Annotated in this window: 14 protein-coding genes and 3 pseudogenes; 1 reads left to right on the top strand and 16 read right to left on the bottom strand. The window is 64.4% G+C overall.

Annotated features, from left to right (window positions below):
* Positions 1 to 25: 25 nt before the first annotated feature.
* The 3 genes from iolD to HK436_RS08655 form a co-directional block, all read right to left on the bottom strand.
* On the bottom strand, positions 26 to 1,876 hold the full coding sequence (iolD, locus tag HK436_RS08665; RefSeq protein ID WP_173188872.1) for a 3D-(3,5/4)-trihydroxycyclohexane-1,2-dione acylhydrolase (decyclizing): 1,851 nt from the start codon (positions 1,874 to 1,876) through the stop codon (positions 26 to 28).
* Positions 1,877 to 1,895: 19 nt separating this feature from the next.
* Positions 1,896 to 3,830, bottom strand: coding sequence for a bifunctional 5-dehydro-2-deoxygluconokinase/5-dehydro-2-deoxyphosphogluconate aldolase (locus HK436_RS08660; protein ID WP_173188870.1), 1,935 nt, complete (start codon positions 3,828 to 3,830; stop codon positions 1,896 to 1,898).
* Between the two features lie 126 nt (positions 3,831 to 3,956).
* Complete coding sequence (locus HK436_RS08655; RefSeq protein WP_173188868.1) at positions 3,957 to 4,811, bottom strand: MurR/RpiR family transcriptional regulator; 855 nt, start codon at positions 4,809 to 4,811, stop codon at positions 3,957 to 3,959.
* A 127-nt stretch (positions 4,812 to 4,938) separates the two neighbouring features.
* Here HK436_RS08655 and HK436_RS08650 point away from each other — a divergent pair, with 127 nt between their 5' ends.
* Entirely contained in the window at positions 4,939 to 6,069 is a 1,131-nt protein-coding gene (locus tag HK436_RS08650; protein ID WP_173188866.1) for a Gfo/Idh/MocA family protein, read from the top strand.
* 18 nt (positions 6,070 to 6,087) lie between these two features.
* Here the strand turns inward: HK436_RS08650 and iolG are convergent, their stop codons facing one another.
* From iolG to HK436_RS08585, 13 genes and pseudogenes are all read right to left on the bottom strand, one after another.
* Positions 6,088 to 7,077, bottom strand: coding sequence for an inositol 2-dehydrogenase (gene iolG / locus HK436_RS08645; RefSeq protein WP_173188864.1), 990 nt, complete (start codon positions 7,075 to 7,077; stop codon positions 6,088 to 6,090).
* A 79-nt stretch (positions 7,078 to 7,156) separates the two neighbouring features.
* Positions 7,157 to 7,939 (bottom strand): ATP-binding cassette domain-containing protein, encoded by a 783-nt coding sequence (locus HK436_RS08640; protein WP_173188862.1) that lies wholly within the window; start codon positions 7,937 to 7,939, stop codon positions 7,157 to 7,159.
* A gap of 1 nt (position 7,940) precedes the next feature.
* A complete protein-coding gene (locus HK436_RS08635) occupies positions 7,941 to 9,089 on the bottom strand; it encodes an ABC transporter permease (protein ID WP_173188860.1) in 1,149 nt (382 codons plus the stop codon).
* A 130-nt stretch (positions 9,090 to 9,219) separates the two neighbouring features.
* Entirely contained in the window at positions 9,220 to 10,161 is a 942-nt protein-coding gene (locus tag HK436_RS08630) for a sugar ABC transporter substrate-binding protein (RefSeq protein WP_173188859.1), read from the bottom strand.
* Positions 10,162 to 10,479: 318 nt separating this feature from the next.
* Positions 10,480 to 11,940, bottom strand: a complete 1,461-nt coding sequence (locus HK436_RS08625; protein WP_173188857.1) for a cryptochrome/photolyase family protein — start codon at positions 11,938 to 11,940, stop codon at positions 10,480 to 10,482.
* A 169-nt stretch (positions 11,941 to 12,109) separates the two neighbouring features.
* A complete protein-coding gene (locus HK436_RS08620; protein WP_173188855.1) occupies positions 12,110 to 13,831 on the bottom strand; it encodes an ABC transporter substrate-binding protein in 1,722 nt (573 codons plus the stop codon).
* Between the two features lie 70 nt (positions 13,832 to 13,901).
* Positions 13,902 to 14,233: pseudogene (locus HK436_RS08615) on the bottom strand (DUF2160 domain-containing protein).
* 74 nt (positions 14,234 to 14,307) lie between these two features.
* Positions 14,308 to 15,126, bottom strand: coding sequence for a carbohydrate ABC transporter permease (locus HK436_RS08610; RefSeq protein ID WP_173190059.1), 819 nt, complete (start codon positions 15,124 to 15,126; stop codon positions 14,308 to 14,310).
* Positions 15,127 to 15,230: 104 nt separating this feature from the next.
* On the bottom strand, positions 15,231 to 16,100 hold the full coding sequence (locus tag HK436_RS08605; RefSeq protein WP_173188853.1) for a carbohydrate ABC transporter permease: 870 nt from the start codon (positions 16,098 to 16,100) through the stop codon (positions 15,231 to 15,233).
* Positions 16,101 to 16,102: 2 nt separating this feature from the next.
* Positions 16,103 to 17,173, bottom strand: coding sequence for an ABC transporter ATP-binding protein (locus HK436_RS08600; RefSeq protein WP_173188851.1), 1,071 nt, complete (start codon positions 17,171 to 17,173; stop codon positions 16,103 to 16,105).
* Between the two features lie 9 nt (positions 17,174 to 17,182).
* Positions 17,183 to 18,249, bottom strand: a pseudogene (locus HK436_RS08595) (ABC transporter ATP-binding protein).
* Between the two features lie 35 nt (positions 18,250 to 18,284).
* Positions 18,285 to 19,808 (bottom strand): glycerol-3-phosphate dehydrogenase, encoded by a 1,524-nt coding sequence (gene glpD / locus HK436_RS08590; RefSeq protein WP_173188849.1) that lies wholly within the window; start codon positions 19,806 to 19,808, stop codon positions 18,285 to 18,287.
* Positions 19,809 to 20,006: 198 nt separating this feature from the next.
* Positions 20,007 to 21,993, bottom strand: a pseudogene (locus tag HK436_RS08585) (bifunctional rhamnulose-1-phosphate aldolase/short-chain dehydrogenase).
* Positions 21,994 to 22,044: the final 51 nt, after the last annotated feature.

The following is a 22,044-nucleotide window of genomic DNA, read 5'->3' as shown; positions in this document are numbered from 1 at the left end:
CTCCAGTTGCCTTGTCTCGGATCCGTCAGTCGCCGATGCGCTGCTTTTCCCGAGCGTCCTCATAGGATGCGCGGGCGTTGCGCACGTCCTCGCGCTGGCTGACTTCGGGCACCGCCACGTCCCACCAGTGGCCGCCCTCCTCGGTGCTGGCAAGCGGATCGGTGTCGATGACAACAACGCTGGTACGGTCGGATTCACGCGCCGCCTGCAGCGCCGCCTCCAGTTCTGCGATGGAGGCCGCCTTGACCGCATGCGCGCCGAGGCTCGCCGCGTGGGCGACGAAGTCGATCTCCGGCAGTACCTCGTGCTGCGCATCCTTGAGCAGATTGTTGAAGCTCGCACCGCCCGTGGCAACCTGGAGCCGGTTGATGCAGCCGAAGCCACGATTGTCGAGTAGCACGATCGTCAGCTTGAGCCCGAGCATCACCGATGTAGCGATCTCGGAATTGAGCATCAGATAAGACCCGTCGCCGACCAGGACGACCACCTCCTTGTCCGGCCGCGCCATCTTGGCGCCCAGGCCGCCTGCGATCTCGTAGCCCATGGCCGAGAAGCCGTATTCGGCATGATATGAACCCGGCCCGCCGGCCTGCCAGAGTTTATGCAGTTCGCCCGGCAAGCCGCCTGCCGCGTGCAGCACGATCGCGTCATTGCCGATCGCTCGCTGCACCGCGCCGATCACCTGCGCATCGCTCGGCAGCGCCGCGTTGGTGGCGGCCGTGACCCGCTCAGCGGCCTCCTGCCATGCGGCCTTGCCTGCCTCCGCGCCCGTCGTCCAGGCGGCGGGCGCGGCCCAGCCGGCGAGTGCATCCGACAACTCCGTCAGCCCCTCGCGCGCATCGGCCACCAGCGTCAGCGCGCGATGCTTGCCGGCATCGAACGGCTGGACATTGAGGCCGACGATGCGCTTGTCTGGATCGGCAAACAGCGACCAGGATCCGGTGGTGAAATCCTGCAGGCGGGTTCCGACCGCGATCACGAGGTCGGCCTCGCGCGCCAGCCTGTTGGCGGCTTCGGTGCCGGTGACGCCGACCGCGCCCATGTTGAGCGGATGACTGTCCGGCAGCGAGGATTTGCCGCCCTGCGTTTCGCAGACGGGAATGCCGCCCGCTTCCGCCAGCGCTGCCAGCGCATCGGCAGCACCCGAATAGAGAACGCCGCCGCCGGCGATGATGAGCGGCTTTTTCGCCGCCCTGATCGCTGCGACAGCCCCTTCGAGTTCGCCCCGATCCGGACGCAGACGGCGCGGCAGCCACAGCCGCTCGTCGAAGAAGCTTTCGGGATAGTCGTAGGCTTCCGCCTGCACGTCCTGACAAAGCGCCAGCGTCACCGGCCCGCAGTCGGCCGGGTCGGTCAGCACCTGCATGGCCCGCGCCATCGCCGGCACGATCTGCTCCGGCCGCGCGATGCGGTCGAAATAGCGCGAGACCGGCCGGAAGCAGTCGTTGGCCGAGACGGTCGCGTCGGCAAAGCTTTCCACCTGTTGCAAAACGGGATCGGGGATGCGGCTGGCGAACACGTCGCCGGGCAGCAGCAGCACCGGAAGCCTGTTCACATGCGCAAGGGCTGCCGCCGTCACCAGATTGGTTGCGCCCGGGCCGATCGACGTCGTTGCCGCCATCATGCGGCGGCGGAAACTCGCCTTCGCATAGGCGATCGCCGCATGCGCCATCGCCTGCTCATTATGGGCGCGATAGGTCGGCAGGGTCTCACGCACCTGATAGAGCGCTTCGCCGAGCCCCGCGACATTCCCATGACCGAAGATCGCCCATACGCCTGCAAAAACCGGCACGCGCGCGCCGTCGATCTCGGTCATCTGGCGGGCCATGAAGCGCGTCAGCGCCTGCGCCATCGTCAGGCGCACGGTCCTCGTCATGTCCTTCCTCCCTCTATGGTCACGCCGCCCTGTCCGCTCTTGCCGATTGCCAGGCCCGTGTCAGGCTGTCGAAGCGCTCCGCCATCTCGGTTATCGCGGCTTCATCGGAAATTTCGCCGGCAAACCAGCTCTCGGCCGCGCTCATGAACAGTGTCCTGCCGACGGCGAAACCCTTCACTACCTGCGCATCGGCGGTTGCCGCGAATGCCGCCTCGAGTTCGGCCTGCGGCGCCTCCAGCCCGAGCAGCATGACGCCCCTGCACCAAGGGTCGTTGCGTTCGATCACCGATGCGATGGCATTCCACGCCGCAGGCGAGGCCTGCGGTTCGAGCTTCCACCAGTCGGGCTTGATGCCGAGCGCGTAGAGCTCCTCCAGCGCGGTCGCCACCGTGTCGTCGGCGAGCGGCCCGTGCTTGCCGCAGATGATCTCGATCAGCAGTTCGCGCCCGACCTTGCGCGCGGCATCGAACAGCGCCCGCAGCTTCTCCTGCTGCTCCGCCTTGAGCGCCGGCGGATCGTCGGGCCGGTAGAAGCACAGGCACTTGATGCAGTGGTCGACTGGCCATTCCACGAGCTGCGAGCCGATATCCTGACTGAACTCGAAGCGCAGCGGGCGCGAGCCCGGCACCTCGACCGGCCGGCCGAGCCACGAAAAGTCGTGCCGCGCGAACTCGAACAGCGCCTCGCGCCCGAACCGTTCGTCGATCAGCATGCCGTAACCCGGCCTGCCGCCGGCAACCTTCGCCGCCGCCCTCACGGCCAGCGTCTTGAATACGCCGATGCGCGCCGCGTCCTGCCCATGGCGCGCAGCGATCTCCTCGAACTGCGCGCGGTGGTCGACTGCGAAGGCCATGATCGAGGCGATTCCGGTGCGCCGCGTCGTCGCCCAGTGGATATGGTTTATCGCCTCGTCCTTGCGAAGCGCGCGATGCCGCGAGCCATGCTTCAGGAAGAACTGCAGCTCCTCGAAGGTCGGGATCTCCGGCGCGCAGAGCAGTCGCGACACGGCAAAGGCGCCGCATGCGTTGGCCCATGTCGCCGCCGTCTCCAGCGGCTCGCCGCGCAGCCAGCCGCGCAGGAAACCCGACATGAAGGCGTCGCCGGCACCAAGCACGTTATAGACCTCGATCGGGAAGCCGCGCCCGACGATGCCCCGCTCCAGATCGTCGGGGATCGCGCCGTCATAGACGATGCAGCCCATCGGGCCACGCTTCAGCACGATCACGGCCTGCGAATGCACACGGATCGTCTTCAGCGCTGCCGGCAGTTCGCTCTCGCCCGAAGCGACCAGCACTTCCTCCTCCGTGCCGACGATCAGGTCGCATTCGGCAAGTACCGATTTCATCTTTGCCGAAACGGCGGCCGAGGCGATGTAGCGGTTGTCTCCGTCCGCATGGCCCGCAAGCCCCCACAGGTTCGGCCGGTAGTCGATGTCGAGCACGACCTTGCCGCCGGCCTCGCGCATCAGCCGCATCGCCTTGCGTTGAGCGGCCTCGGTTCCCGGCCGCGAAAAATGCGTGCCGGTGACGACGACGGCGCGCGCCCGGCCGATGAAATCGGCAGCGACGTCATCTTCGCCAAGCGCCATGTCGGCGCAGTTCTCGCGATAGAAAAGCAGCGGAAACGACCTGTCGTCCTGCACCGAGAGGATCGCCAGCGCCGTCAGCCGCTCCGGGTCGGCGACGATGCCGTCCGTGCTCACACCTTCGCGTCCGAGCTGCTCCCGGATGAAACGGCCGAACTGCTCGTCGCCGACGCGCGTCAGCAGCGCCGAGCGCAGGCCCAGCCGCGCCGTGCCGATCGCGATGTTGGCGGGGCAGCCGCCGACCGACTTGGCGAAAGACGCCGCATCCTCCAGCCGCGCGCCGATCTGCTGACCATAAAGGTCGACAGAGGCGCGCCCGATGGTGATGACGTCGAGTTCAGCGGTGCGTTCGCCTGCCGAGGCGGCCATGTTGTCCTCCAGCTTTTCGCAAGGCCGAAATGCCGGCCTCTAGCCGCCGGCATCCTCAATACGAAATATCAATTCCAATGTAACGTCAATATGGAATAGACATTCCTTTTGTGGCTATGCCGTTTCCTAGCCGGCGAGACGGCGCCGTTCCTCCGCGCAACCGACCGCAAGCGTCATCGCCAGCGCCATGGTCGCGCCGAGCGAGCGGAAGCCCGAAAAATCCGATTCGGCAACCTCGAACCAGACCGCAGCGAACTGCGCCAGCGGCGAAAAGGCGCTGTCGGTGATGGCGACAATTGGCACCCCGCGCTCGTGGAGCACCCGCACCTCGTCGATCGTGGCTGGCGCATAAGGCGAGAAACTCACCGCGATCACCGCATCGCGCGGCGTGGCGAAGCCGATCATCTCCGGTTGGAGCCCGGAGGCCGATTCGATGATTTGGCTGCGCACATGCAGCTTTCCGAGCGCATAGCCGAGATAGCTGGCGACCGGAAACGACCGCCTTTTGGCGAGGATGTAGAGCGTCTCCGCCCGTGCGAGGATGCCAACCGCCCTGTCGAGCGTGGCCTCGTCCACGCTGCGCGCCATCAGGTCCAGCGAGCGGACCGATGCGGCGAGGAACCCGTCGAGCATCGCCCGGTTGGTCGTGCCGTTCTGCGCCTCGTCCCGCAGTGCGGCCAGCCGCTCCTCATAGGTCGTGTTGCGCTCGCGCAGACGTTCACGAAACACCGACTGCAGGCTTGTGAACCCGTCGAAGCCGAGCTGCTGTGCGAAGCGGATCAGCGTCGAGGGCTGCACGCCGGCCGAGGCCGCGATGCTGGCAGTCGTGCCGAAGGCGATCTCGTCGGGGTTGTCCAGCGCATAGGCAGCCACCTGCGCAATGCGCTTCGGTAAGACGCTACGCTGCTCCAGGATCGTTTCCCGCAGCGTTTCATAATCTCTTGGATAGGCAGCCTCGCCGGCCGGCGATCGGTCATTCATCCCAGTGTCGTCTCCCGGCCTCACAGGCAGATAAAGCGCCACGCTGGCGCAGATGAACTAAACGTTCCATTTTTGATGGAAATAGACTAAATCATTCGCATTGGCTTGCCAAGCGATGGGAGAGAGCATGGTTGCGAATATCGGCGTGGGCCTGATCGGCACCGGTTTCATGGGCAAATGCCACACGCTCGCCTGGAAGGCGGTCGGCACCGTCTTCCCCGACATGCCGGCAATCACCCTTGCCCATCTCGCCGAGGTCGATGCCGATCTGGCACGGCGACGCTCCGACGAGTTCGGATTTGCCCGGTCGACTGACGACTGGCGCACCGTCGTCGCCGATCCACAGGTCGATGTCGTGTCGATTGCCGCACCCAATGAATTCCATCCCGAAATGGTAATCGCGGCCCTCGAAGCCGGCAAGCATGTCTGGTGCGAGAAACCGATGGCGCCCGCCTTCGCTGATGCCGAGCGCATGGCGCGGGCGGCACGGGCGAGCGGCAAGGTTGCGGTGCTTGGCTACAACTATATCCAGAGCCCCGCGATGCGGCACATAAATCGCCTTCTCGCCGACGGCGCCATCGGCACGATCGCACAGTTGCGCATCGAGATGGACGAGGACTTCATGGCCGACCCGGAGGCCATGTTCTTCTGGAAACATGAAGCCAAGTCCGGCTACGGCGCGCTCGACGATTTCGCGGTGCATCCGCTCTCCATCGTTTCGGTACTGTTCGGCCGCGTCGCGCGCGTGGTCTGCGATATGTCGATGCCCTATCCCGACCGGCCGATGCATGGCGGCGGGCGGCGAGACGTCGAAACCCACGACATCGCCTCCGCGCTGATGCAGCTCGAAAGCGGCATCCCGGCCACCTTGCAGGTCAGCCGTTCGGCATGGGGCCGCAAGGGCCGCATCGCGATCCAGATCTTCGGCTCGAAGGGCACCATCCTGTTCGATCAGGAGCGCTTCAACGAGGTGCAGCTCTATCTCACCGCCGATCCCGCCGGCGAACAGGGCTTCCGCACCATTCTCAGCGCGCACGCGCACGAACCCTACGGCCAGTTCATTCCCGCGCCGGGCCATGGGCTGGGGTTCAACGACCTCAAGACCATCGAATGCCACGAGTTGATCACGTGCCTTTCCGGCGCGGATGCCCGCATCATCGATTTCGACGCCGGGCTGGAGATCGAGCGGACCGTGCATGCAATGGCCCGCTCGCATGCCGAACGGCGCTGGATCGACGTCGCCCACCCCGCCGCATAGACCGGCGGGACCACACGGCTACAGCCGGACCACGCGGCCTTCCATGGCCGAGGTCAGCGCCGCGTCCGCGAGCCGCAGCGCCGCAAGCCCGTCCGCTCCGCTCGGCGAAGGCGCCTCGCCTTCGGTGACGGCCGCAATGAAGGCCGCGATCTCGTTGGCGTAGGCCTCGGTGTATCGGGTCATGAAGAAATCGTGCAGCGGCGGGCGCGTATAACCCGCGGCATTTGCGACTTCGATGGACACCGGACGCTGGTTTTCGGCCGCCACCATGCCCTTCGAGCCGAGCACCTCGATGCGCTGGTCGTAGCCGTATGTCGCGCGGCGCGAATTGGAGATCGTGCACTGGCGGCCCGACTCCGTCGTGAGGATCACGCTGACGCTGTCGTAGTCACCGAGTTCGCCCACCCTTTCGTCAACCAGCACGGAGGCGCTGGCGCTCACCGTCACCGGCTCCTCGCCCAGCAGGAAGCGCGCCATGTCGAAATCGTGGATCGTCATATCGCGGAAGATGCCGCCGGAACGCGGGATGTAGTCCAGCGGCGGCAGGCCGGGGTCGCGAGAGATGATTGTCACCATTTCCACCGTGCCGACCGCGCCATCGTCGATTGCCTGCCGAACGGCCCTGAAATGCGGGTCGAAGCGCCGGTTGAAACCGACCATCAGCGTGGCGCCGGTCTGCTCCACCACGGACAGGCACTGCTCCACGCGGCCGATGTCGAGATCGACCGGCTTTTCGCAGAACACGGCCTTGCCGGCGCGCGCGAACCGCTCGATGAGGTCGGCATGCGTGTCGGTCGGCGTGCATATGATGACGGCATCGACATCGTCCGCCCGCTCGATCTCGTCGATGCTTTTCACCGTCGCACCGTAGATCGCGGCGAGCTCCTGGGCGACGTCGGCAAAGGCGTCGGCGACGGCGACGAGCCGCGCCTTGTGGTTGGAGGCGACGGCACGCGCATGGACCTTGCCGATGCGGCCGGCGCCAAGAAGGGCGAAAGATAGTGTCATCTGCTTTCTGCTCGCAAAACGGGGGACGCGACCCGCGTCCCCATCCGGTTTTTCATCCATGCTTTCAGGCGGGTAAGCCCTAGACCGTCCCGCCCAGCGAGCCCTCCAGCTCCGCTAGCTCGGCACCGCCCGCCATCAGGTCCTGCAATTCTTCGGTCGTGATCTCGCCGCGTTTCGCCGTGCCGAGCGTCTGGCCGCGATTGAGAACGGTGAACCGGTCGCCGACCGCCATGGCATGGCGCACATTGTGGGTGATGAACACGACGCCGATGCCCTTCTTGCGCACCTGGTCGATGGTGGCAAGCACCTTGGAGGTCTGCCGCACGCCGAGCGCCGAGGTTGGTTCATCGAGGATCAGAACCCGCGCCCCGAAATGGACTGCCCGGCAGATCGCCACCGTCTGGCGCTCACCGCCCGAAAGCGTACCGACAGCCTGGTCCGGCTCGCGCAGGCGTATGCCCATCTCGCGCATCGCCTCCATTGCCACCCTGTTGGCGGTCTGGAAATCGAAGAAGCGGAACGGGCCGACGCGCCGCTTCGGCTCCCGCCCCATCCAGAAATTGCGCGTCACCGACATCAGCGGGATCATCGCGAGGTCCTGATAGACGGTGGCGATGCCACGCGCCATCGCGTCGCGCGGGCTGGTGAAAGCGACGCGTTCGCCATCGACCAGGATTTCGCCGCGCGTCGGCTTGTGCACCCCCGACATCGTCTTGATGAAGGTCGACTTGCCGGCGCCGTTGTCGCCCAGCAGGCAGTGGCATTCGCCGGGCATGACCGAGACCGATACGCCGGCCAGCGCGATCACCGAGCCGAAATGCTTTTCGATGTCGCGCAGTTCGATGAGCGGTGTGTCTGCCATCTCAGCGCTCCCCCGTGATCAGGCGGCGGATATAGGTGTTGAGCACCACCGCGAGCAGAAGGATCACGCCGAGGAAGACCCGGAACAGCGAGCTTTCGACGCCGGCGAAGAACAGGCCCTGCTGCACGACGCCGAAGATCAGCGCGCCGAAGGCCGCCCCGATCACGGAACCGTAGCCGCCGGTCAGCAGTGCGCCGCCGATAACCACGGAGATGATCGCCTCGAACTCCTTCAGGAGACCGCGGTCGGCCGCCGCCGAACCGAACTCCAGCACCTGGCAGGTTGCGAAGACCGTGGCGCAGAAGGCGGTGAACACGAACATCAGGATCTTTACCCGGTCGACCGGCACGCCGACATACCGCGCGGCCTGGGCATCACCACCGGCGGCGAAGATCCAGTTGCCGAACTGGGTGCGGGTCAGAAGCACATGCGCAAAGATAATCAGCACAAGCGCCCAGACCATCAGCATGGGAATGCCGTCGATCACCGGCTGGCCGGCGCGCGTTCCGGCCACGAACTTGCCGATCACGCCGATGTCGGCGAGCCATACGAACAGCCCGCCGAGGATCTTGCCGCCGAACAGCGCCGCCAGCCAGTCGCCCTGGGCTGCCTCCTTGACGCCGCCGATGATCGTCTGGCGCGTCGTCGAAATCGAGATGAAGATCGTCAGGCCGCGCAGGATGTAGAGAAACGCCAGCGTCACGATGAAGGACGGCAGGCCGGTTCTGATGACGAGGAATCCGTTCACCCAGCCGATCGCCATAGCCAGCAGGAAGGCGGCGACGATCGCCGCCCACATCGGCCAGCCATACGTCACCGAGAGCAGCGCGATGACGATGCCGGAAAAGCCGATCATCGAGCCCACCGAAAGATCGAACTCGCCAGCGATCATCAGCAGGCAGGCGCCGACGGCGATGATCATGAACTGCGCTGAGACAACGCCCCAGTTCATGACGCCCTCGGCGCTGAACATGCCGGTGTCGCGTGCGACCATGAGGAAATAGACGAAGACGAGGATCACCCCGCAGATGGCGCCCAGCTCGGGACGGATCAACGCTTTGCGGAAGCGCGAGACCTCGCGAACCCGCTCGTCTCTCTCGGGTGGCTGACCGGACGCGCCTTGCGCGCTTGGCTGGACGCTCTCGCTCATGTGTCGCTCCCTCGATCGCCCACGCGCCATCGACCGGGCGCGTAGACCCGCGTGTCTGGCACATTCAAAGTCGTTTCGATCCGGATTTCAGGGCCGGGGGCGCATCCACCCCCGGCACGAGTTCAGCGGCTCAGCGGTATTCGCCTGCTAGTGCCTCGACCTGCTCAATATTGTCCTTGGTGATGTAGCCCGGACCCGAATTGATCGAGTTCGGCGGGATCACGCCGTAGCGGGCATAGTTGGTCAGGAGCACGATCGGCAGATAACCTTGCAGATAAGGCTGCTGGTCGATGGCGAAGTCGATAACGTCGGCCTTGATACCCTCGGAGATGCCTTGCGACAGGTCGAAGGTCGCAAAGAAGACCTCGCCAGCCATGCCGTTCTCCTGCAGCGCAGCAAGCGTCGGTTCCGCCGAGTTTGGTCCCAGTGTCAGAATGCCGTTGGTATCGGCATTGGCGCGCAGATGGGCGAGCACCTTGTTCTTAACCTCGGCCGGGTCGATGCCCGAATCGATCATCTGGTTGCCAAGCTCGACGCCGAGCGCGTCCGCGAAGCCCTGGCAGCGCTCGACCGAGGCCGGGTTGGTGATGTAGTGATTCACGCAGACGAACTTGGTGACGCCCGCCTCCTTGGCGCGCTCGCCGGCGCCCTTGCCGGCGTCATATTCCGGCTGGCCGATATGCAGCATTGCGCCGAGCTGCTTCGACTGCTCAACCGTGCCGGAATTGACCGTGATCACCGGAATGCCCTTCGCCACCGCATCGCTGATCGGTCCCTCCAGCGCATTGATGTCAGCGATCGAGGTGACGATGCCGTTCGGGTTCGAGGCAGCGGCCTGCTCAATGATGCGCGCCATGTCGGCGATGTCGCCCGTCGGTGGATTGCGGTATTCGACCGTCACGTCCATCTGCTCGGCGGCGACGTTCAGCGCATTCTTGATCGTGTTCCACCATGAATCGGAATCCGGCGCATGGCTGACGAAAACGAACCGCTCGCCTTCGGCCTGCGCCGTGCCGGCGGCTCCTGCGGCCGTCGCAACGGCCAGCCCGAGCGCCAATAGAAGCTTCCTCATTGTCGTTCTCCTCCACATTCGGTGTCCGGCTGCACCGATTTTATTGCCGGAGGCCTGCCGCATGACGGCAGACCTGTCTTTCGTGGCTCGACTGGCGAAGCCGGAATGGCAATTCCTCCCCGGATCGCCCATTTCAGAATGTTCGCGCCATATTCGGTCAGTATGAAATATTTATTCCATATTGAGCCGTAACGTCAAGGGGCGTTTCACCCGTGCGCAAGACGACGGGTTCTTTGCCCCTGTAGCGATGGGCGAAGCGGCTCGGCTGCCGCAGGAGTCAAGAATTTGGAGCGGGGCGGCAAAACGGCCCCAAGTGGCCTACTGCGCTTCTTTGGCCGCGTCGTATGACGCAAGGGCGCTTTTTCTCGCAGCCGCGTGGTCGACCACAGGCTTGGGATAGGTGCAGCCAAGGTCCACGCCGGCGTCTGCCAGCACCTTGTCCGGCGCGTCCCATGGCTTGTGCAGGTATCGATCGGGAAGTTTGTCCAGCTCGGGCACGAAGCTTCGGACATAGCTGCCGTCGGGATCGAACTTTTCGCCCTGCAGCACTGGATTGAAGATCCGGAAATAGGGTGCGGCATCCGCGCCGGATCCCGCAACCCACTGCCAGTTTGCCGGATTGCTGGCGGCGTCGGCATCCACCAGCGTATCCCAGAACCAGCGCTCGCCCTCGCGCCAGTCGATTAGCAGATGCTTGGTCAGGAACGAGGCGACGATCATGCGCACCCGGTTGTGCATCACGCCGGTCTGCCAGAGTTCGCGCATGCCGGCATCGACGATCGGATAGCCGGTCTTGCCGCGCTGCCAGGCGCGCAAGGCCCGCTTGTCGGACTTCCATGGGAAGGCATCGAAGGCTGGCTGGAAGTTTTCCTCGCAGAGCCCCGGATTGTGAAACAGCAGATGGTGGCAGAACTCGCGCCAGCCGATTTCCTGGCGGAACTTGGCAAGGTTCGCGCTCGAGACCTCCTTCGCCTCGGCGCGCAACGCCGCGAATATCTGGTAGGGCGTAATCTCGCCATGCGCCAGATGCGGCGACAGCCCAGACGTCGACCCGCCGGCCGGAAAATCGCGGCCATCCGCATAATCGTCCAGCCGTTCCGAGATGAAGCTTTCAAGCCGCGCATGCGCGCCGTCTTCACCGGGCGTCCAGACTTCGCCGAAAGCCTTGGCCCAGTCCGGTGATCGCGGCAATGGAAACAGCTCGTCAAGCGCCTCCGAGGTGACCTTGCCGTCATAGCCCGCGATCCTGCGCGGTGGATCGATCGGGTCGCGCGGATCGGGACCGGCCGACATCGCCTTCCAGAACGGCGTGAACACCTTGTAGAACGACCCCGCACCCGTCTGCAGGCGAGACGGCTCGTGCAGAAGCTGTCCGTCGAAACTTTCCGCACGCAGGCCGCGTTCGCGCAGCGCGCTCTTGATCGCCGCGTCCGCCGCCGCTCCGGCCGGATGATAGCGGCGATTCCAGAACACCGTGTCGGCGTCGATTTCTCTGACCAGATCGTCCACGACGTCCGACATCGCCCCACTGCGTAGCACCAGTCGGACCCCGCGCTTTTCGAGGTCTTCGCTCAGCCGCGCCAGCGAATGGTGCAGCCACCAGCGCGCCGCGCCGCCGGGCGCACGCATGCCTTCGCTTTCCTCATCCAGCACATAGGCCGCAAGCACCGGCTTGTCCGTCTGCGCGGCCGCTGCCAGCGCGCCGTTGTCGGAAACCCGCAGATCGTGGCGGAACAGGACGAGCACCGTTCCCTGACCGTCCGGTCTGTCGTGGCTCATCGTGCCGGCATTCCCCTGCTCGTCGATTCCATCTTCATATCCAGACTACGCAGTCCGGCCGTTTTCGGTTCATTGCAAAATGCCTCGGCGCGCAATCGGTTTCCTGGAGGCAAAAACGACAGGGGGCCGCGATCGCGGCCCCCTGCTTCCGGATCGGGAAAAGCCGATCTTACTGCCAGCTCTTGACCAGCTCGTCGTAGTTGACGGTCTGAGGCTGTTCCTTTTCGTTTTCGATCTTCAGCTGCGGCGCGAGGTTGCCCTTCTCCACGGCATCCTTGTTCCAGTATTCGAGGTCGTGTTCCTCGGCGAGCTTGGGACCGATATCACCCTGCACGCCTGCGCGCTCCAGGCGCTCCATCACCCGCTCCTGCTCGGCGCAGAGCGAGTCCATGGCTTCCTGGGCGGTCTTCGCGCCCGAGGACGCATCGCCGATTGCCTGCCACCAGAGCTGCGCGAGCTTCGGATAGTCAGGCACGTTGGTGCCGGTCGGCGACCACTGCACGCGGGCCGGCGAGCGGTAGAACTCGATCAGGCCGCCGAGCTTGGGCGCGCGCTCGGTGAAGGATTCGTGCTGGATGCTCGATTCCCGGATCAGCGTCAGGCCGACATGGCTCTTCTTGACGTCGACCGTCTTCGACACGACGAACTGCGCATAGAGCCAGGCGGCCTTGGCGCGATCGTCGGGGGTGGACTTGAGGATCGTCCAAGAACCCACGTCCTGATAGCCGAGCTTCATGCCGTCCTTCCAGTAGACGCCATGCGGCGACGGCGCGAAACGCCACTTCGGCGTGCCGTCTTCGTTGACCACCGGCAGCCCGTCCTTGACCATGTCGGCGGTGAAGGCCGTGTACATGAACATCTGCTGAGCGATCTCGCCCTGCGCGGGAACCGGTCCGGATTCCGAGAAGGTCATGCCTTGGGCCGAGGCCGGCGCGTAAGCCTTCATCCAGTCCAGATATTTCTGGATCGCATAGACGGAAGCCGGGCCGTTGGTGTCGCCGCCGCGCGCCACGCAGGAGCCCACGGGACGCGAGTTCTCGTCGACCTTGATGCCCCATTCGTCGACCGGCAGGCCGTTCGGCAGGCCCTTGTCGCCGTTGCCGGCCATCGACAGCCAGGCATCGGTGAACCGCCAGCCCAGCGACGGGTCCTTCTTGCCATAGTCCATATGGCCATAGACCTTCTTGCCGTCGATCTCGCGGCCGGTGAAGAACTCTGCGATGTCCTCATAGGCCGACCAGTTGACCGGCACGCCGAGGTCGTAGCCGTATTTCTCCTTGAACTCGGCTTTGTTCGCCTCATCGTTGAACCAGTCGTAGCGGAACCAGTAGAGGTTCGCGAACTGTTGGTCGGGCAACTGGTAGAGATCGCCGTCCGGCGCGGTGGTGAACTTCAGGCCGATGAAGTCGTCGAGATCGAGGTTCGGGTTGGTAACATCCTTGCCCTCGTTCGCCATCCAGTCGGTCAGCGACCGGGCCTGCTGGTAGCGCCAGTGGGTGCCGATCAGGTCGGAGTCGTTGACATAGGCGTCATAGACGTTTTCACCCGACTGCATCTGCGTCTGCAGTTTCTCGACGACGTCGCCCTCGCCGATCAGGTCGTGCGTGATGTTGATGCCGGTGATCTTCGCAAAGGCCGGCGCAAGCACTTTGGATTCGTATTCATGCGTGGTGATGGTCTCCGACACCACCTTGATGTCCATGCCCTTGAATTGCTCTGCAGCGTCGATGAACCACTCCATCTCGGCTTCCTGCTCCTCGCGGCTGAGCGCGGACATGTCGCCGATCTCTGCGTCGAGGAATGCCCGCGCCGCTTCCATGTCGGCGAAGGCGGGCGCCGCTCCGACCAGGAGCGCTATTGCTGTCGTTGATGCCAAAAGCTGCCGTCGCATTGATTTCCTCCCTAGGGTTTGAATGCGATCCGGATGCGGCGCAGGTGTGCCGTATCCGCAGTTTCCCGCGCTACACGTATCGAAACACGCCGATGGCGTAGACGACCGAAAGTGCGAGTGCCCACCACAGGCCGGGCCCGACCAGCCCAAGCCAAGCGAGATGGATGAAGGCGCTGCCGAGCAGCGAAACGAAAAGGCGGTCGCCGCGCGTCGTCTCGAAGCGCAGGATGCCCACACGAGGATGCCCCCGGGCCGGGCGTATTCCCACACCGCCATCAGCGCGAGCAGCAGGAAGATGGTCGAGAAGAACAGCGCGGTCGGAAACGACCATGCCATCCAGCTTCGCGGAAACAGCGAGGCGAACCAGTCCCGCTCGCCATCCTCGACCGGCAGGCGCTGCATGAAGAACCAGACCGCCGCGGCGTAGATCGCCAGGACGACGGCCAGCGGTATCTGCCAGCGGCGTGTTTGCGTCATCATACCCTCCCCAGGGCGAAGCCCTTGGCGATGTAGTTGCGCACGAACCAGATCACGAGCGCGCCGGGGATGATCGTCAGCACGCCGGCTGCAGCCAGCACGCCCCAGTCGAGCCCGGAGGCGGAGACCGTGCGGGTCATCGTGGCGGCGATCGGCTTGGCGTCGGTCGTTGTCAGCGTGCGGGCGATCAGCAGTTCCACCCAAGAGAACATGAAGCAGAAGAAGGCAGCCACCCCGATGCCGCTGGCGATCAGCGGCATGAATATCTTCACGAAGAAGCGCGGGAAGGAATAGCCATCGATATAGGCGGTCTCGTCGATTTCCTTCGGCACGCCGGACATGAAGCCTTCGAGGATCCAGACCGCCAGCGGAATGTTGAACAGGCAGTGCGCGATCGCCACCGCGATATGCGTGTCGATCAGGCCGAAGGCCGAATAGAGCTGGAAGAACGGCAGCGCGAAGACCGCCGGCGGAGCCATGCGGTTCGTCAGCAACCAGAAGAACAGATGCTTGTCGCCGAGGAACCTGTAGCGCGAGAAGGCATAGGCCGCCGGCAGCGCCGCGAGCACCGAAATGGTCGTGTTGAGCACGACGTAGATGATCGAGTTGATGTAGCCCGAATACCAGGACGGATCGGTGAAGATCACCGCATAGTTGCGCAGCGTCGGGCTTTGAGGCCACAGCGAGAAGATGTTGAGGATTTCCTGGTTGGTCTTGAAGCTCATATTGATGAGCCAGTAGATCGGCAGCATCAGGAAGATGATGTAGAGCGTCGGCACCAGCCACCAGAAGCGGGATTCTCCGCCGCGCCGGCGCATCTGCCGCAGCACGCGCTCGTTCGCCGCCGCCTTGTCGGCCGTGGTTCGGGTCTCCGGCACGGCCTCGCCGTTGCGCATCGTGGCCGTCCTTTCGTCGCCGGCCATCACTTCTTCTCCGCGTCGTAATTGGTCATGACGGTGTAGAACACCCACGACATCGCCAGGATGATCAGGAAGTAGATGATCGACATCGCCGCAGCCGGGCCGAGGTCGAACTGCCCGATCGCCATCTTCACGAGATCTATCGACAGGAACGTCGTCGAGTTGCCCGGCCCGCCGCCCGTCACCACGAAGGGCTCCGTGTAGATCATGAACGAGTCCATGAACCGCAGCAGGATCGCGATCAGAAGCACGCGGCTCATCTTCGGCAGCTGGATGTAGCGGAACACCGCCCAGCGCGACGCGCCGTCGATCTTCGCCGCCTGGTAGTACGCTTCCGGGATTGAGACGAGGCCGGCATAGCACAGCAGCACGACGAGGCTCGTCCAGTGCCACACGTCCATGACAATGACCGTCACCCAGGCATCGATCGGATCGTTGACGTAGTTGTAGTCGATGCCGAGCGTGTAGAGGGTGCGCCCGAGCAGGCCGATGTCGATGCGGCCGAAGACCTGCCAGATCGTGCCGACCACGTTCCACGGTATCAGCAGCGGCAGCGCCATCAGCACGAGGCATACCGGCACACCCCAGCCCTTGCGCGGCATGTTGAGCGCGATGAAGATGCCGAGCGGAATCTCGATCGCCAGGATGATGGCCGAAAAGGCGAGATTGCGGCCCATCGCCAGCCAGAACCTGTCGGAGCTGAGTATCTCCTCGAACCATTCGGTCCCGGCCCAGAAGAACTGGTTGCCGCCGAACGTGTCCTGCACCGAATAGTTGACGACCGTCATCAGCGGGATCACGGCCGAGAACGCCACCAGCAGCAGCACCGGCAGCACCATGAACCAGGCCCGATTGTTCCATGTCTTCTCCATGGTCAGCCCTCCGTCGCTATCCGCCAGGAATCGGCATAGAGATTGATGCCTGCCGGATCGAAGCTCACCTTCGGATCGGCCGGGATGTCTTCGTCCTCGCCGAGGATCGCCGCGATCTCGCGGCCTTCGAGCATGACCCGGACGATCCGGTAGCGCCCGACATCCTCAACCTTGCTGATCTCGACCGGCATGCCGCTGCGCCCCACGCGCACGAATTCGGGCCGGATGCCGAGTTCGATAGCGCCTGCCGGCTTGCCGGCAGGCGCGGCGGGAAGCTGGATCGTCTGGCCGCCGAGCTGCGCCTTCTGGCCGTCGAGCGCGACCGGCAGCACGTTCATGCCCGGCGAGCCGATGAAATAGCCGACAAAGGTGTGCTTCGGCCGCGAGAACAGCTCGTCCGGCGTGCCGATCTGCACGATCTCGCCCTCATACATGACGACGACATCGTCGGCGAAGGTCAGGGCCTCGGTCTGGTCGTGCGTGACATAGACCATGGTGTAACAGAAGCGCCGGTGAAGCTGCTTCAACTGCGAGCGCAGCACCCATTTCATGTGCGGATCGATGACCGTCAGCGGCTCGTCGAACAGGATGGCGTTGACGTCGGAGCGCACCAGCCCGCGGCCGAGCGAGATCTTCTGCTTCTGGTCGGCCGTCAGCCCCCGCGCCTTGCGCTGCGCCCATTCCTGCAGGTCGATCATTTCGATGATTTCGCGGACCTTGCGGTCGATCTCGTCCGCCGGCACACCGCGATTGCGCAGCGGAAAGGCCAGATTGTCGTAGACCGTCATCGTGTCGTAGATGACCGGGAACTGGAACACCTGCGCGATGTTGCGCTCCTGCGTGGAAAGCCGGCTGACATCGTTGCCGTCGAACAGGATGCGACCTTCCGACGGCTCCACCAGCCCGGATATGATGTTGAGTAGCGTGGTCTTGCCGCAGCCCGACGGCCCGAGCAGCGCGTAGGCGCCGCCGTCGCGGAAGGTGTGATGCACTTCCTTCAGCGCATAGTCGGCCGGGCCCTGCGGCTTCGGCCCGTAGGAGTGGCGGATGTGGTCGAGGTCGATCCGTGCCATCTCTTCCCCTCAGGCTGCCTGCGCCATGCGGCCAGTGCTGTCGAAGACCATCAGATGCCGCGGATCGATGTAGGCGTCGATCATCTGGTCGGCCTCGAAATTGTGAATGCCACGCGCCAACATCACCCATTTCTCGTCGGCCACGGCCAGGTGAACGAAACTCTCCGAGCCAGTGATCTCGGTGACGGTCACCTTCGCCTTCACCGCGACCGCCCGGTCGTCGGCTGGCGCGAGTGTGAGATGATGCGGCTGGAAGCCGATCGTGTAGGAGCCGTCCGCGATGCCCGCCAGATGGGCCGGCGCCGGCAGGCTCAGTCCGCCATCCAGCTCGAAGCGGTTTCCTCTCTTGGTCAGCAGCATCGTGTTGAGCGGCGGGTCGGCGAAGGTCATCGCGGTGAGCAGGTCGTTGGGCTTGCGGAAAACCTCGATGGTCGGGCCGAACTGAGTCACCCGTCCTTCCGACAGCGTCGCCGTGTTGCCGCCCAGAAGCAGCGCCTCCGACGGCTCGGTGGTCGCATAGACGAAGATCGCGCCAGACTGCGAGAAGATGCGCGGCAGCTCGGCGCGCAATTCCTCGCGTAGCTTGTAGTCGAGATTGGCCAGCGGCTCGTCGAGCAGCACCAGCCCCGCATTCTTGACGATGGCGCGGGCAAGTGCTGGCGCTGCTGCTGTCCGCCCGAAAGGTTGAGCGGCTTGCGGTCGAGATAGGGCGTCAGCCGCAGGAGCTCGGCCGCCTGCCGGACCTCGCGGTCGATGGCCGCCCTGTCATGGCCCGCGACCCGCAGTGGTGACGCGATGTTCTCATAGACCGTCATCGCCGGATAGTTGATGAACTGCTGGTAGACCATCGCGACATTGCGCTTCTGCACGGCAACGCCGGTCACGTCCTTGCCGTCGAGCCACACCGAACCGGAGGTCGGCACGTCGAGGCCTGCCATGAGGCGCATCAGGCTGGTCTTGCCGGAAAGGGTCGGCCCGAGCAGCACGTTGAGGCTGCCGTGCGACAGCGTCAGCGACACGTCGCCGATATGCGTGTCGCGTCCGACAACCTTCGATACGTTGCGCAGTTCGAGCATTGATCCTCCTCCCAGATCGTATGCCGTGCTGTCGTTTACGCGGCGGCTGTGTGCCGGCGCCCTCCCAGTTCCTTCATGTATTTCTCGAGCACCGCTTCCTCCTCGGCGCTCAGATGCAGCCCGCGCTTGGTACGCCGCCACAGGACGTCGTCAGCGGTGACGGCCCATTCGTTCTCGACAAGATAGCGCACTTCGGCCTCGAAGAGATCGGCGCCGAAATTACGTCCGAGATCGACGAGCGACGCTGCCGAACCCAGGATCATCCGGGCCCGCGTGCCGTAGAGGCGTACCAGTCGTTGCGCCATGCGCTGGTCGACAAACGGATAATCCTTTCGAAGCGACGCAACCTCCGCATCATAGCCGGTGGCCGGGAAGTCGCCGCCAGGCAGGGTGGCATCCGCCGTCCAGGACTTCCCCTTAGCCCCGAGAAGACCTTCGATCTTTTCGAGCATGGCTTCCGAGAGCCGCCGATAGGTGGTGATCTTCCCGCCGAAGACGTTGATCAGTGGCGCTTCGCCATTGCTCCTTTCGACCGCGAGCACATAGTCCCGCGTGGCCTCCTGCGCCTTCGAAGCCCCGTCGTCATAGAGCGGGCGCACGCCGGAATAGGTCCACACGATATCGGCGCGCTCGACCGGCTCGGTGAAATATTCGCTGGCCGCCGCACACAGATAATCGATCTCCTCTTCGGTGATCGACGTGTCGGCGGGGTTGCCTTCATAGTCGTGGTCGGTGGTGCCGATGAGGGTGAAATCCTCCTCATAGGGGATCGCGAAGATGATGCGGCCGTCCCGGTTCTGGAAGAAATAGGCACGCGGGTCCGAAAACTTCTTGCGGACCACGATGTGGCTGCCCTGCACCAGCCGCACATTGTGAACGTCGTTGCGCCCCAGCGTGCCCGCCAGAACCTCGTCGACCCATGGCCCGGCCGAATTGACGAGCAGCCGCGCCTTCACCTCTTCGGTCTTGCCGGTGCCTGTATCCTCGATCGTCACCATCCACAGCCCGTCCTCGCGGCGCGCGCTCGTTACCCTTGTCCGGGTACGGATCACCGCGCCGCGGTCGGCGGCATCGCGCGCATTAAGCACGACCAGACGGGCGTCGTTTACGAAGCCGTCCGAATATTCGAACGCCTTGCGGAAAAGTGGCTTGAGCGGCTTTCCGGCCGGATCCGTTCGCATGTCCAGCGTCCGCGTCGCGGGCAAGAGCTTCCGCCCGCCCAGATGGTCGTAGAGGAACAGTCCGAGCCGGATCAGCCACGCGGGACGGATGCCGTCGGCATAAGGCAGCACGAAACGCATCGGCCAGATGATGTGCGGTGCGGCGCGCCAAAGCACCTCGCGCTCCATCAGCGCCTCGCGCACCAGCCGGAATTCGTAGTGTTCGAGATAGCGCAGGCCGCCATGGATCAGCTTGGTCGAGCCCGACGAGGTGCCGCTGCCCAGATCGTTCATCTCGGCAAGGAAAACCGAGTAGCCGCGCCCCGCGGCATCGCGTGCCACGCCACATCCGTTGATGCCGCCGCCGATGATGAAAATGTCGTGGCTTGCAGTGCCCACGCAGGATTCCCCTTGCTTTCGCAATGCAGCATAAATCCGCAGTATGAAAACCGAGAGGAATTATTTCGAAATCATAACGAATGTCAAACGAAACCTGTCCGGAAGACCGCATACAGCCGGGATCGCTCTCCGGCTGCATCATCGACCGAAGCTCGGAACTCTTTCCTCAATGAAGGGCAAGCTGTACCGGGTCCGCTTCTACCGGGTGAAACTCTGCGCGTTGCCCGCATCGACATTGATGATGTTGCCGGTCGATTTCGCCGACATGTCAGACGCGAGGAAGTACACGGCCTCGGCGACGTCTTCGGGAAACACCGACCGCTTCAGCATGGAGCGCTTGCGGTAATGCTCCTCGAGCTGGTCGGGCTCCATCGCGTAAGCGGCCGCACGCTGTTCGCGCCACTCGCCGGTCCATATCTTCGAACCGCGCAGCACCGCATCCGGATTGACCGTGTTCACGCGGATCTGGTATTCCGCGCCCTCCAGCGCCAGGCAGCGCGCGAGATGGATTTCCGCGGCCTTGGCCGTGCAGTAGGCTGCCGCGTTCGGCGAGGCGGCCAGTCCGTTCTTCGAGGCGATGAAGACGATGTTGCCTCCCACGCCCTGCTGCTTGAAGGTGCGGAACGCTTCCCGCGAAACGAGGAAATACCCCTTGGCGAGGATGTCCATGTTGCGGTCCCACATCGACAGTTCCGTTTCGTCGATCGGCGCCGAGGACGAGATGCCGGCATTGGAGACGAGGATGTCGACGCCGCCATATTCGACCGCGGCACGAGCATAGGCCGAGGCGACTGCCGTCTCGTCGGTCACGTCCAGTTTCACGGTGCGTACGAAGTCGGCGCCGAAGGCCTTGGCGAATTCATCGCGGGCGCTGCCGAGCGCCGGCTCGTCGATATCGGCGAGCACGACGCATGCGCCCTCGCGCAACAGCCGTGTCGCGGTTGCCTTGCCGATGCCACCCGCCCCGCCGGTCACGAACGCGACCTGTCCGGCCAGCGACTTGGGCTTCGGCAGGCGCCGCAGCTTTGCCTCCTCGAGAAGCCAGTATTCGATGTCGAACGCCTCCTGGGCCGGCAGGCCGACATAGCTCGAAACCGATGAAGCGCCGCGCATCACGTTGATGGCGTTGACGTAGAACTCGCCGGAAATGCGCGCCGTCGCCTTGTCGGCGGCGAATGTGAACATGCCGACGCCCGGCATCAGGTACACCACCGCGTTGGGGTCGCGCATGGCGGGCGAATCCGCATGCTTGCATTGCTCGTAATAGGCCCGGTAGCCGGCGCGGTATTCGTCGAGCGCGCCGGGCAGCGCCGCGACCACGGCATCGACATCCGGTCGCAAGGGATCGAACTCGATCACGAGCGGCCGGATCTTGGTACGCAGGAAATGATCGGGACAGGATGTGCCGAGCGCCGCGAGCGGCCGCAGCTCGCTGGAGTTGACGAATTCGAGCACTGTATCGGAATCGTCGAAGTGCCCGACCTTGCGCGGACCGTCCGCCGAGATCATGCCGCGTATGCGCGGCATCAGCCGCGCGGCAATCGCCCGGCGCTCCGCAGCGGGCAGGGAGCGGGTCGCGGGTCCGCCGAAGACCGGCTTGCCGGCCGCTTCCTTCTCGAACCAGGCGATCGCCTGGTTGATGATGTCGATGGTGGCCGCGTAGCAGTCCTTCGGCGTGTCGCCCCAGGTAAACAGTCCGTGGTTTCCCAGCACGACGCCCTTGGCCTGCGGATTCTCGCGGCAGAATTTTTCCAGCCACAGGCCGAGCTCGAAGCCCGGCCGCTTCCATGGCAGCCAGCCGATGGCGTCGCCGAAGATCCTCTTCGTCAGCGCTTCGGGAATCCTTGGCAGCCGCGATCGCGATGATTGCGTCGGGGTGCATGTGATCGACATATCGGTGCGGCACAAAGGCGTGCAGCGGTGTATCGATCGAGGCCGCGCGCGGATTGAGGTTGAAGGTGCAATGCGGCAGGTAGCCGACCATTTCGTCTTCATGTGCGAGCCCGCGATAGAGCCCCCTCAGCGCGTTCAGCCTGTCCATGTAGAGGGTTGCGAAACCGTCGAGCTTGATCGAGGCGCTGTCGCCGCCCGATCCCTTGACCCACAGCACCTCGACGTCTTCGCCTGTCAGCGGGTCTTTCTGTGTGATCTTGGAAGAGGTGTTGCCGCCGCCATAGTTGGTCACGCGCTTGTCGGAACCGAGCAGGTTGGAGCGGTAGACGAGACGTTCCGGCTC

This window comes from Neoaquamicrobium sediminum (genome assembly GCF_013240295.1).
GTDB lineage: Bacteria > Pseudomonadota > Alphaproteobacteria > Rhizobiales > Rhizobiaceae > Aerobium > Aerobium sediminum.
This window is presented reverse-complemented; position numbering and strand designations above follow the sequence as displayed.